Annotated in this window: 10 protein-coding genes; 3 read left to right on the plus strand and 7 right to left on the minus strand. The window is 47.1% G+C overall.

What is annotated here, in order from left to right:
- Positions 1 to 143 precede the first annotated feature (143 nt).
- From ACYVFD_RS12995 to ACYVFD_RS13005, 3 genes are all read right to left on the minus strand, one after another.
- Positions 144 to 1196: a glycosyltransferase family 4 protein gene (locus ACYVFD_RS12995; RefSeq protein ID WP_461090526.1), complete on the minus strand. Its 1053-nt coding sequence runs from the start codon at positions 1194 to 1196 to the stop codon at positions 144 to 146.
- A gap of 60 nt (positions 1197 to 1256) precedes the next feature.
- Positions 1257 to 1715 carry a regulatory protein RecX gene (locus tag ACYVFD_RS13000; RefSeq protein WP_461090527.1) on the minus strand — a complete coding sequence of 153 codons (459 nt, stop codon included), beginning with the start codon at positions 1713 to 1715 and terminating at the stop codon, positions 1257 to 1259.
- 88 nt (positions 1716 to 1803) lie between these two features.
- Entirely contained in the window at positions 1804 to 2820 is a 1017-nt protein-coding gene (locus ACYVFD_RS13005) for a nucleoside hydrolase (protein ID WP_461090528.1), read from the minus strand.
- Positions 2821 to 2968: 148 nt separating this feature from the next.
- Here ACYVFD_RS13005 and ACYVFD_RS13010 point away from each other — a divergent pair, with 148 nt between their 5' ends.
- The 3 genes from ACYVFD_RS13010 to ACYVFD_RS13020 all read left to right on the plus strand — a co-directional run bounded on the left by ACYVFD_RS13010 (position 2969) and on the right by ACYVFD_RS13020 (position 5728).
- A complete protein-coding gene (locus tag ACYVFD_RS13010) occupies positions 2969 to 4141 on the plus strand; it encodes a glutathionylspermidine synthase family protein (protein ID WP_461090529.1) in 1173 nt (390 codons plus the stop codon).
- Positions 4142 to 4292: 151 nt separating this feature from the next.
- The gene (locus ACYVFD_RS13015) at positions 4293 to 4643 is read left to right on the plus strand and encodes a DoxX family protein (RefSeq protein WP_461090530.1); all 351 of its coding nucleotides are present in this window, start codon (positions 4293 to 4295) and stop codon (positions 4641 to 4643) included.
- Positions 4644 to 5035: 392 nt separating this feature from the next.
- Entirely contained in the window at positions 5036 to 5728 is a 693-nt protein-coding gene (locus tag ACYVFD_RS13020; RefSeq protein WP_461090531.1) for a TetR/AcrR family transcriptional regulator, read from the plus strand.
- Between the two features lie 94 nt (positions 5729 to 5822).
- On the opposite strand, the gene ACYVFD_RS13025 is transcribed toward ACYVFD_RS13020, so the two are convergent.
- From ACYVFD_RS13025 to ACYVFD_RS13040, 4 genes are all read right to left on the minus strand, one after another.
- Positions 5823 to 7868 carry a glycosyl hydrolase family 95 catalytic domain-containing protein gene (locus ACYVFD_RS13025; protein ID WP_461090532.1) on the minus strand — a complete coding sequence of 682 codons (2046 nt, stop codon included), beginning with the start codon at positions 7866 to 7868 and terminating at the stop codon, positions 5823 to 5825.
- A 73-nt stretch (positions 7869 to 7941) separates the two neighbouring features.
- Positions 7942 to 8610: a hypothetical protein gene (locus ACYVFD_RS13030; protein ID WP_461090533.1), complete on the minus strand. Its 669-nt coding sequence runs from the start codon at positions 8608 to 8610 to the stop codon at positions 7942 to 7944.
- 98 nt (positions 8611 to 8708) lie between these two features.
- Positions 8709 to 10064 carry a vanadium-dependent haloperoxidase gene (locus ACYVFD_RS13035; protein ID WP_461090534.1) on the minus strand — a complete coding sequence of 452 codons (1356 nt, stop codon included), beginning with the start codon at positions 10062 to 10064 and terminating at the stop codon, positions 8709 to 8711.
- 102 nt (positions 10065 to 10166) lie between these two features.
- Positions 10167 to 13577, minus strand: a complete 3411-nt coding sequence (locus tag ACYVFD_RS13040) for a VCBS repeat-containing protein (protein ID WP_461090535.1) — start codon at positions 13575 to 13577, stop codon at positions 10167 to 10169.
- Positions 13578 to 13664: the final 87 nt, after the last annotated feature.

Genomic DNA, 13664 nt, shown 5'->3' on the forward strand with positions numbered 1-13664 from the left:
ATATGGAAGCTATTTAAACTTTTCAAATTTCATTAAAACCGGGTAGCTTTTTTTGTCATGCTTCCTGCGACTACGCGTCCCGGTCAGCATGACAAAAACACGCATTTTTGGATTTCCTTTAAAAGTTGAAACAGCTTCATGTATTAAAAGAGTAGTTGCTGATACAGTTGCCAATATTGAGATGCGGCCGTTGACCAAGTAAATTTCTGGCTTTGTTGACGTAAGCGCTCGGGCATATCAGTGTCTTGTCGGTAGGTTTCCATGCCCTTGCGAAAGGTGTCAACAACGGTTTCAGCATCGAAAGCCGGAAAATAAAACGCTTCGTTGCCCCCCACTTCGGGCAGGCTGGTTAGCGCCGAACTAAATACGGGCTTACCAAACGACATGGCTTCTATGACCGGAATACCAAACCCTTCCATCAGCGACGGAAACAGAAAAGCATCACAATTAGCATAGTACCACCATTTGGTCGACTCAGCCACCGGACCGGGCATCAACAGTCGATCAGCCACGCCCAGTTGACGCGCCTGTTCCCAGATTTGCTGACTATATTCGGGTTTATCGGGACCAGCCAGAACCAGCCAATGATCGGGGTTGGCTACCAGCAAAGGCAGCATGGTATGTACATTCTTGTAAGCCTGCAACATACCGATGAAGAATAGAAACGTTCCGCCGGGTTTTTGTTCAGGCGCTATCATCGACACATTGACCGGAATATCGACACCGCAGTAGATAGCTTGTATGGGTGTAGCTAGAGGCACCACGAGTTGTTGCCGTACATCCTCCGCTACGTATTTCGATATGGTTGTGATAACAGTCGCCTGATCGACGCGAGCCTGGTATTGCTTTTTCTTGCGAGACCTCCGGTCTGGCGAGTACTGCGACATGGCCAGGTAGTTGAGGTCTAGGACAGTGTAAACAAATCGCGCCCGGCGTCTTGGGTAAAACCGTGATCCCTGGTGTGGGCAATGCCAGACATCGAAATTCCAGTTTCGCCAGACTCGCTTCCACGTCGAGGCAACCATGTACTTCACCGAAGGGCCGAAAATACCCACCTGTTCCTTCGCTACCAGAAACGTTATGTCCCAGTCGGCTGGTTTTTGTCGCACCAGTTCACGACCCAGGTGCAGGCAAAGTTGGCCCAGACCACTATTCAGGTTGGACATTTGATCGGTTTCAAGAAACAAACGGGGCATAGGCAGTCAACTAATTGAGCCGCAAAATTAGCTCCTTTCTGGAAACCGCTAAACGAACCCTTACTCGTCGCCACCCAAGACGGCAAAAACCAGGTCTGATTCATACCCTTTGCTCAAGGCATACCGAACAAGCTTCTGTTTGATAACCAGCGGATTGTCGTCGCGCAGGCTCTGGCGTTTCTTGTCCAGCAATTCTTTGAGCGTTTCCCGATAATCGTCGGGGGCGATTTCTTTCATCGCCTGATCAAGATTATAGCCCGAAATGCCGCGCTGCTGTAAATGCTGTTTGATTTTCCGTCGACCCCAGCCCTTTACCCGAAATTTGCCACCGGCAAATGATTTGGCAAAGCGTTCTTCATTGAGGTAGTTTTGTTGTATAAGTTCGGCGATTACTTCTTCGGCATCGTCGCCCAGAATACCCCACTCTTTCAGGCGGTCGCGAACTTCCTGCTGCGTGCGCTCCTGATAGGCACAAAACATGGCTGCTTTCCGAAGCGCGTCTTTTAACAGGTCTGTCATAAGTAAGGTCATATATGGTCAGGTGATAGTCAGGAGTTGGATCACTGTCTGACGACACTTGACACCCTGACCATTGCCTGACAACTTATTACCGTTTGGTCGGCTGATGTTGCATTAATTTATTGATCAACGCTTCTACCTCAGCTACCGGCATTTTTTCGACTAAATATTCATGACCTTTGCCAGTGCTGTCCCAGCCATTTGAGCCATCGTCGCTCATCGTCAACCGCCCGGTTTCAATGGTGTAATAGGGCGCATAGCCTTTCACGCCTACCAGAACGGCAGTCTGATCCCAGCTCATCCGTCCGGCCTTGTCTTCGGCTGCTTTGGGCAACGAAATTCGGAACACATCTTTTACCGGACTATGTTGAATTTTATCGTTTTGCACGAGTGGTAGCCCTGAATGGATTTTCTGACCAATTTCAAACCCACTCATCAACACAGGTGTTGGCCAATTGGGAAAAAATATTTTCGACGCAGGCGTATCCCGATGCACATTGTACTCCCGGCCTTTCGGAAACTTACCCGCCATACTGACAACTTTTTTTATTTTCTGCATCGCTAGTTCCCGACCCGATAATTTTGAATACTGATCGGGCTTACTATTTAGCAGATTGGCCAGATTGGTCAGAAAACCGACCGTTATGACTGTTACACTATGATCAGGCTGTTTGGCCAGAATCTGTCGATAGAGCGCAACGGCATCAGGTACTTCACTATTCGATTTAATTCGATGGGGATACCGGGCCACCAGGGTATCGGACCAGTGCTGCGTATCCTTATCACCAACAGCCTCGCCTTTAGGAACGCCAATCGGAAGGTTGGGGCGATTGAAATAGGTATTCAGGACACTTAACACGGGTGTCACGTTCGGGTAGTTTGTACTGGCAATGGTAGCGAGCAGGTTGGCCTCACCCATATCGGCAAAGGCGTGCAGCAGCGTGATAGCCCCTACATCATCGTAGTCGGGGCCCATATCAGTATCGAAAATAACCGAAACGGGCGGTTGCTTTCTCGCCGACTGTCCAGCAACAGGGCCGATTGTCAAGGCCAACAACACGCTGGCTAAAAATAAGGCGATTCGGGTCATAGGAATAAGCGACATTTACATCAATATCGTTTCAGGTTTAACGGTAAAAGTCTCGGTCTACCGTAACTTTAACCACCAACGTCAAACTAATTTGAACGAATTACGGCTTGTTTTGGCAAAAACAGAACACGCCGGACTAATTTATTCGCTAACCACTGAACTGATGATCTCACTCCGCTCGCTTGCTGTTTCTCCGATCACACAACTCCGAAACCTTGGCTGGGATTGGATGCTCGGCCAGAATACCCTACCCTATTTGACAAACGAAGTAGTACAGGTACAACCTGCCGAAGCCGATTCTTACTATGACGCGGCCAATGAACTGTTTGAGATGTTTGTAGCCGCCGGTCAGCACGTTATCGACGAAAACCGCTTTTCCGAACTGGGTATCCCGGCCAATCTGGTTGACCTCATCAAACTCTCTTGGGATGATGATCGAAATATTCACTTGTATGGGCGTTTCGATCTGGCCGGAGGCATTGATGGCCAGCCTATTAAACTAATTGAATTCAACGCCGACACCGCCACATGCCTACCCGAAACAGCTATTGTACAGTATGCCCATCTGAAAGCCAATAACCTGGACGAAAGTCAGCAGTTCAACGCTGTATTTGAAACCTTAACCAGTCAGTTTGAGGAGCTTCTGGCCGTTAACCCCGACCTTCAGCCTACCTTGCTGCTGTCGGCCATGCGTGGTTATCCCGAAGATGATACGAATGTAGCTTTGATTGGCGAAGCGGCCCGGGAAGCGGGTTTCGAGATCGAATTTGATTTTGTCGACCATGTAGAGTTCTCGGCCGAGGAAGGTATTTTCTGGCAAAACCCCAAAAACGGGCAATTCGAAAAATTAGATTTCTGGTTCAAGCTGGTTCCGTGGGAAGCCATTGCTGAAGACGAACCTGAGTTGGTAACTATACTAACCCAAATCGTTCGACAACGATTGGCCGTTGTCTTGAACCCAGCGTATACCCTTCTTTTTCAGTCGAAGTATATCCTGAAAATACTTTGGGAGCTTTACCCTAACCATCCGCTATTGCTCGAAACCGACACAAAACCTTTAGCTGGCAAAGCCTGTGTTGAAAAAGTACTGTTTGGTCGGGAAGGTGCCAATACGCGAATCCTGAACGAGAACGGAAGTGAGCGTTTGGTAACTGATGGAGATTATGGCGACTATCCTAAAATTTATCAGCAGTATGTAGCTTTCCCGCAGGATTCGGCGGGCAACACCTACCAAGCTGGCGTTTTTTATGCTGGCGAAGCCTGTGGTCTTGGATTCCGACGTGGAGGGCTGATTCTGGACAATACAGCTAGTTTTGTAGGGCATATGATTCCGTAATAAGTAAACCTGCCGTTTGTGATTTACTGTTAATCGTTCTAACAGTCACAAAGTCCGTCGATTTTCAAACCACGAACGGCAAAGTAACGTATATATAGCTGATATATGGCTTCCTGACCGGGTATTCCAATGGCAGCGCTATAAAAAACGGATGGATCATTTTATTCTTTATGCTCAGGCACTTATCTACATCATTGCCGGGATCAATCATTTTCTGAATCCCAGGACTTACCTGTCCATTATGCCGCCTTATATTCCGGCTCATCACTTTATGGTAACTATAAGTGGTCTTGCCGAAGTTGTTTTAGGAATCGGTCTCTTATTTACGCAGACCCAAAGTATAGCCGCCTGGGGAATTATTTTGTTGCTGCTGGCTATTTTTCCAGCCAATATCTATATGGCGACTTCGGATAAGTTCAGCAAAATTTCAGCCTGGCTTCGTTGGGCACGCCTTCCCTTACAGGGTATCCTGATTTGGTGGGCTTACCAGTACACCTATTAGCTTATATGAATATACTTCCATTGTATAACCATTTCCTAACAATTTGTTACTATATCATGTAATATTCTAATCAATAATTAGTTATATTTGAAGAATTACTTTTTTCTCTGTGTTTATTAGAATCAATTGGTCTTTTTTTTAATAAAAAAATCCAATTGGCGATCTATCGAAAACAAGTAGTTTTTTGATAAATCCAACAGCGAGATTACTACAGTCTATTATTAACATTTTCTTGCCGTAACTAAATCATTTATCAAATATTACCTCTAATTCGTTTACCAATTTGGCATATTGATCGAATTATTTACTAATTAATCGACGGATATAAGTTTACTAAAGTGACTTTCGAAGTTGATTTTAGTCAAAGGGGGAGACATGTATGTGAATTACAGATGAATACTGATACTATGGAGAAGGACGAAAAGATTAGACGAAACCGTGCCAAAACAACTCAGCGCATCGTTGAAGCGTTAGAGGATGTTATCGCAGAGTACGGTTTGGAAGGCGTTGGTGTTAACCGGGTAGCCGAAAAAGCCAACGTTAGCAAAGTGTTAATTTACCGATATTTCGGCGGCATGGAAGGGCTACTGGAGTATTATGTAAAAATGGGGAAATTGTTTCCAGTTTTTACCCCAGCTGTATTAGATCAGATTCGTCCCTTACACGAATCAGATGTTGCCCGTATCTGGTATCGTCAAGTCATTCAAACCTACCGTTACTTTCGTACCTTTAAAGCTGCCCGTGAGATTCTGAAGGCCAGTGTGATTGAGAATGATTCAATTGCCTCTACTACTACGCGTGCGCAGGACGAAGAAATGACCCGGCTGGTCAATCAGTTATCGTTCGTAAAAGGAGCAGATACCCAGGCGATTTCTGCCGTTGTGCTTGGTGCTATGAACTATCTGACCATTATGGCACAGAATGATAATACCATGATCAGTATTGATTTACGAAGCGAAGAAGGTTGGCAACGTATAGAAAACGCCGTTAAAACGATCTATATCGCGCTGAATAAAATGGCTATTGGCTCAAAAGATGTTCAACTGGAACTCCAATCGGCCCACCTGCCTATGGCACAGTGGTAGAACAATGGATAATGGGTAATGTAAAATGGATAATGAATGCTCCAACTAGCAGAGCTCTATCATTATTCATTTTACATTACCCATTATCCACTATTTACTGAACCTGAACCGTTTTCAGTTGCGGCCCCACTCCTTTTATTGTTAAGGACTTCCACTTTTTCGGAAGTTTTGTTTTAAGCTGCACAATCCCAGCATCGGTTATATCCAGCCCGCCAAATCCATTTAGTACAGCCTGAAGCATTCCCCCTGCCCCAGTCGCAAAATACGGATTGCTTCCGCCTGCTGTTTCAGATAACACGCCAAACGGCGGTACTTCATTGGGCTTATAACTTTTCACGAACCAATCGTACGCTTTATCGGGCTCGCCCAAACGGGCATGTAGTGTTGACAACACCGACCAACCCATAGCCGGGCCTTCGGGTGAGTAGCGAGGCTCGTAATAGCTCAAATCTTTTTTGATAGACGCTTCGTCCTTTACAATCGTAAGCGGATAAGCCAGTAGGTTCACGTCGGCCTGTTTGATCATAACTCCGTCGTAGGTTCGATTTTCCTTGGTTATGCCATCCGGAAACTTCAAAATGGGGATATTATCGGCTACCTGTTTCCAATCAGGATTAGGCGTTATGCCCAGATCCTGAGCAGCCTGTATCGCAAATTGAAGCGAGGTGCGTGCCATGCCATTCGTAAAGGCGTTGTCGTCGATATTTTCCTGCCATTCGTTAGCGCCGATCACATTGTTGATATGATACTTGCCCGGTCCTTCGCGCTCTACCCGGCTTGCCCAGAAATCGGCCACTTCTTTGAGCATGGGATAGCCCCGCGTCCGAAGCCATTCTTGATCCTTCGTCACCTGATAGTATTTCCAGAATGCCCAGCCAACACAACCTGTGATGTGATGCTGGAACGGTCCCGTTAAGGCCCAGACGGGTGTCGCTTCCTGTCCATCAGCGTCCGATTCCCACGGAAACATAACTCCGGCATAGCCATGACTGAATGCATTTTGTTTTGCCATTGGTATCCGTTCAAACCGGTATTCCAATATGGATCTGGCAATTTCAGGCTTTAAAGCCAGAATGGCCGGGTACATCCAGAGTTCGGTATCCCAAAACACGTGGCCATTGTAGCCTAGTCCGGAGAGGCCCATTGGCGACAGACTGTACCCTGTTCCCTCTCGTACAAACGAATACAGGTGATATAGTGCCGACCGAACCGCCCGTTGCGCATCCGGGTCACCGTCAATGACAATATCACTTTGCCAGAGTTTTACCCATTCGGCATTGTGGCGCATCAGCAGCCGTTCCGTCCGCTCAAGTGCAGCAAAAAGGGTCAATCGTTCCGCTTCGTTATGCGGATCGGCGGTATGGGCCGTTGATGATACCGAGCCTACCACGCTGAATTTGTAGGTTTCTCCTGCTTTTAACCTTTTTTTGAATTTGGCCAGGTGCATATTGTAATCCCAGTCTTCGTGGATGACATCAGGTTCCTGGCCATGGGGCTCTTCGAAAATGAAACTGGTGGAAGCCGCTATAGTATGCCGTCCGGTTGGACTTTTGGCAACCGAGGTTAGTAGTCGAATCGTAACATGGGAACGGTCAATTTCTGAATAGAAATTTTTAACTTCTTTCAGGTTTTCGGGGGTTTCGATCACGTTCATCGGGATGATTTCGCAATCCTTTTTGGCGGTAATTTCCACCATCGTCAATTCTGAAAAGGGTAAATGCCGCAACGCCATCATGGTTTGCCGAACACTGACCTTATCTTTATAATCGAAGGTGGTGGTCAGAGCGGCTTTCTGCATGTCGAGCGTTTGCCGATAATTGGCGATTTCTTTTGGCGCAATTCGCTGTCCATCCACATCCAGGTTCATGTTGGCGAAGTTGAAAACTTTCAGGATGTTTGACACCCGTCCGCGCCCATAGGTATCGAAGGCCCCGTTCAACACAACATCCTTTACTTTCATAGGTTCGGGCGACGACACTAAGCCAATCATTCCATTGGCTACCGTTATTCCATAATAATTAGCTGGATTAATGTTTTGGCCGACAATCTGCCAGGCGGCATTATCGGACTGTGCCTGCGCTACGGGCAATAACCCACCCGATGCCAGCAGGAAGCTAAGCAGTACTTGTTTTTTGTTCATAAATCTATCATAGGTAAAATAAAGGCTAAAAATAATACTATTCTCAAAGATGAAAGTAACCTTTATCCCATTTTTATCGTCCATGTCGGTGTGGGCGCCCAACGCGCACAGGTCGGCTGCGGCCTCGCATTATTCCGCCCAGCAAGCCGCCAGAATCGGTACGTAGCAAGCCGAATCGGAGATAAATGCCATAGAATGTCCTGGAGCTATCCGTTTGCTCATTGCTAAAGTCATAGTAGCCGGTTGTCAGGCCAATACCCACTTTGGGAGCAATCTGTGCGATAATGCTGTAGGTTAATTCGAGCATCAGACTTCCCTGCTTATCAAAAACCCGACCAGCGCCAATAGTCATCTCATTGGCAAAAATGCCATAGTTCGCCACATCCATCGTCACACGCCCTTCCAGAAACAGAGTAGTATCGGGCCGTAATGAATTTCGACCGAAAGCGATGCCTAGATCGATCACATTGAATGTTTTTCCGATTTCAATATTTTGAGCAATCCGATCTTTAGGGCTTCCCGCCCCTGTGTAGATCGAAAAAGGAGTTGTACGAACGTAGATAGGCGCTGCCTTAAAATTGAAAATAGACCGGGTTGAGTCTTCTGACGAGCGGCTTAAACTATAATATGTCTGCTGGTTTTTGGCTCCCTGGCTTCGTGTTGAATCTGGTGTAGCCGATTGGGCCAGCATATTTCCCTCAAAAAGGCCCGCCATAATCAGTATGAGTAAAACACGTTTCATAATAATCGATAAGATTAGAGATACGATTCTATCCTACCAATTACTAAAAAAAATCCCCGCTTTTCAGAAGCGGGGATTTTTTAATAAGCTTTTAACGGTCATCGGCTGGCTACGGAGGACTTCCGGGTCCGGATTTTTTCGATAACCCATTTACCTACCTGTTCGCCCTCGACCTGGCCATTGGCCAGAGCAGAGCGATAGTGAATTCCACCATACATACGGCTAATCGATGCTTCGTCGGCGGCCTGACGAAATGAGGTGAAAGACCGAACGCCATGCCCATATTGAAACTCCGTTGAATCTGTAAATGCTACCTGATCACCCATCAAACTGGTCAGTACGGTAGCGGCTGCTGTCGAAATAACGCTGTGGCCACTCGGGTATTCAGGAAATGGAGGAGTTTGCAGGAAGGGCGTCCACTTCGGGTCGATGTATTTGTTGATCACCGTTTCCGGGCGAACGGTTTTACTACGATATTTTTCATCCCAGCACGAAATGAAACCGTCGCTGAGTGCAAAGGAAGTCAGTGTGTAAGCTTCAACGGTTTGCATCATGTTCAGCTTCTTTTGCTTAGCTACTGTTTGAGCAATAGCCAGCCAGTGGCCACCGGGCGTCATTTTTTTACTGGCAAACATCACGTGGCCCGCTACATTCATCACAAACGCGTTATCGTCCCAGAAATAGGCAATGTCTTGCTTCTGCTTGTCCAGGTTTTTGCCGGTCTGATATACTTCATCAAGTTCTTTTTGGTAAGGGCTTCCTTTGGTCAGGTTATAGGGGAAGGGGCGTGGAGGCATAAACTGATTGCAGGTATCCATAGCCCAGCACCGGAGCTTGTTCCACTGAGGCTCAGCCGCGTCCATGTAAGCGGGTGGCGTTGGTACCCAACTCCCTTCTTCGTTGGTAACCGTATGTTTGAAACCCCGCGTTTGTTTATAGCTGTCTTTAGCGGCATAATCCAGTACATGCTTGGCTACTGCTTCACCGTAAGCCATCGACCGTTCATACACCTCATCGGGCACACCGTCTTTTTTGTACTGCTCGTAAAAGCCCTTTTCAAAATCATCATAAAAATTGGCTGAAAAGGTCAATGCACGCGCTACGGTCAGAAAAGCCCGCGTACTGGCCAGCGGAAAACAATACTCTTTGCCAGCTTCCGGCTTTGGTGGCGACTGGAACCGCTTTAATTTACCGCCCAGCGATTCATATTGAGAATCGAAAGGGACTAAGGCTTCATAACCTGCCAGGTTCGCATACGAATAAATCCGGCTGGCAACCGGGGGCGAAAAAATATCATGAATAACGACTTCCGTTAGCTTATTTAATGCCGAATTGTAGTAGGCAACATTTGACGCTTTGGCATTGTATTCGGCTGGCGAAGCTGGTTTCTGGCAACTACCTAACCCAACGAGCAGTAAGGCCAACAGACAGCCAATGTTCAGCAGAGATTTCATAGGATAAATGACAAGTTAAAAAGCAAAAGCCGATTCCTACAGCTTGTACACATCTACAAAAATAACAGAAAATCAGGGGTAAAATTCAACTCCCGATTTTTATCAATTCAACAACAAAGGTTTGAATACTTGTAAGCCCGCTCCATTTCGGGCTACAACAATCAGCGTTCCCTGGGCAGTTCGAATAGGTCGTATATCCCGAATCTCACCGTTCAACAGGAACCCACTATCTACGGATGAGAGGGCGTTAAAATTACCCTTGCCATCGTTCCGCAATACGAGCCCGTAGCTGGCATCATAACGCCCCTGATACGTACTGACCCCGTAGAAGTTACCGCCACCCAATACATCCAGATCGCCATCCTGATCAAAATCAATCACCTGAAGAGCGAATAGTTTTGACACCTGCGCCAGCATCGGCAACTCATGTACTACAAATTCCCCTCCCTGATTCTCGAGGTAAACCGACGCGAACTGATTGACTGTATACTCGTCGGCCCCACTTAATTCATTATCCTTGACCACTTCGTTCAGCGGCTTTCCGGCAAAGGATACGTAATCCGTAAATCGTTTGTTGATAATGCTGGGCATTTGTTTCCCAAGCTCATCTTTAAAGGCCAGCGGATACCACTCTTTTCCCCGATTGTAGGCAATGATTTGCTCTGTGCTCTGGTTATTATCCACATCTTTTACCCACATGCGCAATTGGGAGTCGGGTGTTTTGCGGAATTTCGTGTTGGTACCCAGGTTACCAGCCATAAGATCAACGTCCCCGTCCTTATCAAAATCGGCTGCTACAATGCGTTGATACAGGCCATTTAATGGTGTTTCGCCAGACGTAATTGTTTTAACTTCCTCAAATTTGCCATTCGTATTGGCAAAAATGCGAACAGACATCCAGTCGCCTGCCAGAATCAGGTCAGCATCTTTATCACCGTCATAATCGGTCCAGACCGCATCGGTAATCATGCCGACTTTCCGCAGCCCTGCCGATAACTTCTCGGTTTGATCCGTAAATCGGCCTTTGCCATCGTTGATGAGCAGATAGGAGTTCGGCAATTTCCCATACCCAAATCCAACCACTCGCCCACCAACGAATAAGTCCAGATCACCATCTTTATCAATGTCGTACGGACGAACGCAACTCTTGTTGTCGTACATGGGTGGCAGTGCATTGGCCGAACGGCTAAAATGACCATGCCCATCGTTCAGATACAAGCGATCGAACTGTTGCGGCATTTTGTCGTAAAACTCGTTACCACCCGATACTACGTACAGATCCAGATCTTTGTCACCGTCGGCATCGAAGAAGGCTGCGTCGACATCTTCATACGTCGAGTCTTTGACAAAATCAGGCTGTGATATTGGGGTAAATCGACCATTGGGTTGTTGGATCAACAGGCTTCCAGCCTGCCACTTAGCCCCTCCGGCATACATATCGTCTAGTCCGTCGCCATTCACATCGCCAACTGCCAGATGAGGCCCTTCCGTCGACACCTGAAACGGAATCAACGGCTCCCGTACATAATCGAAGTATTCTTTGTTTTCTTTATGTCGATATGGGATAGAATCAGCAGTCGTCAGGTCGGTAAAAAGGGGCTGTATAGGAGGAATCGTATACTGATAACGGGAACCATCGAGCCGCGCATCCGACTGTTTCAGCGTAAGTGACTGATTCGCTTTTACCTTGGTTCGTACTTCCATTTTCTGGTCCGGCCAGATCACAATCAATGAATCGATCACGTCGCGGTTTCCCAGCCCAAAGAGGAGTTCTGGTGCTACCGACGATTCAAAGCCACGGGTTGGCATCAGTTGCTGAACCTGAATGCTATCCCTATGCGACGGCCCGTATTTCAGGATAACCTTACCACCAATCCCGAATGTATTCGGCGCATTACCTTTCAGCTTAACCGTGAGGTGTTTGTTATCCGGAAAAATCGAGTTGGCGTCGTTCCGGTAGACTCCCGCCGGATCATCAATATTATTTGTAATCAGATCCAGATCTCCGTCGTTATCGAGGTCGGCATAGGCCGCTCCGTTTGAATAGTTTGGCGTTTCAAAACCCCAGTCTTTAGATTTATCATCGAACCGTAACGATGGCGTTCCGCGAAAGAGGTAGTTATGCACCTTTCCTTCCGGCATCAGTTTAATGGCTCGTTCATCCAGCGATCGCGAGGTTTCCATCGCATACCGTAGCGAATCGTCGGCAGCGAATTTTACATAGTCGAGATTGTTTGGACGATGCACAATGCCATTACTGATAAACAGGTCTTTGATGCCATCGTTATCGTAATCGGCCAACAGCGGTGACCAGCTCCAGTCGGTAGCCGCGAAACCGGCCATAGCGCCTACTTCCATGAACTTCTTACCCGACATATTGAGCTGCAGACAGTTGCGACTGTATTGGTTCATATACCCGTAAGCCAGTTTATAGAGGTAAATATCGATAGGGTCTTCACCTAGCGATGATTTTTCAACCGTTTCATCTTCCGGGTACATGTCAAGCGTTACGACATCAGGAAAACCATCGTTGTTGACATCACCGATGTCATTGCCCATCGAAAACCGGCTGACGTGCTGAAACGCTTTTTTTACGCTTTCGGTAAACGTGCCATTATGATTGTTGATGTAATAATAATCGTCTTCGTGAAAATCGTTGGAAACGTACAAGTCTTCCCAGCCATCGTTGTTCAGATCAGCAACCGAAATGCCGAGTCCATAACCCATAGCAGCCCCGTAAATACCCGCCTGTTCGCTCACGTTGACAAAGCGTTGGGCATTGGGCGTAGGGCGTGGGGCGGTTGGTTTACCCTCTGCTTCATGCCCAATGCCCTGTGCGCCCTGCTCCGCGCTCATGTTTTTGTACAGATAATCGCCAGATTCATTATGCCGGAGATTTCGGGCCGATACACGGTCGTAGCTACGGGAGGTATGTACGGCATGGTTCAGCAGATAGCAATCCAGGTCGCCATCGTGATCATAGTCGAAAAAGGCTGCCTGAGTCGAGAAACCCGTAAAATCGAGACCATAATCGGCGGCTTTTTCAGTAAAAGTACCGTCGCCATTGTTGATATATAGCTCGTTGGAACCTTCCAGACCACGGAAATTGCCCACTGCACAAACGTAAATATCCAGGAATCCATCGCCATTCACATCGGCCATGCTCGAGCCGGTCTGCCAGTCTGAAAAGCCTTCGACACCAGCTTTGGCGGTTATATCTTCGAACTTAAAATTTCCTTTATTCAGGTACAGTTTATTCTTGCCCTGATTCGATACAAAGTACAGGTCGGTTAATCCATCGTTGTTGATATCCCCTGCCGACACGCCCCCACCATTGTAGAAATACAGGTAATCCAGAATATTTAGTTTTTCTGTCGGAACCAGGTGATTGATAAAGCCGACGCCGGTTTGGGTGGAATCGAGGGATTGGAATAACTTCTTTTCAGATTTAAAAGCATCACAGCCTGCCAGTATCAATGAACCAGCAGCCAGAAATAAAGCAATACGTTTCATATTGTAGGATCGAGGAGTGAGGAGTGAGGAGCGAGAATAGCGGGCGCAATAGACATAGTTGACGCGTCAGTATTCTCACTACTCGTT

The organism is Spirosoma gilvum (assembly GCF_054776815.1).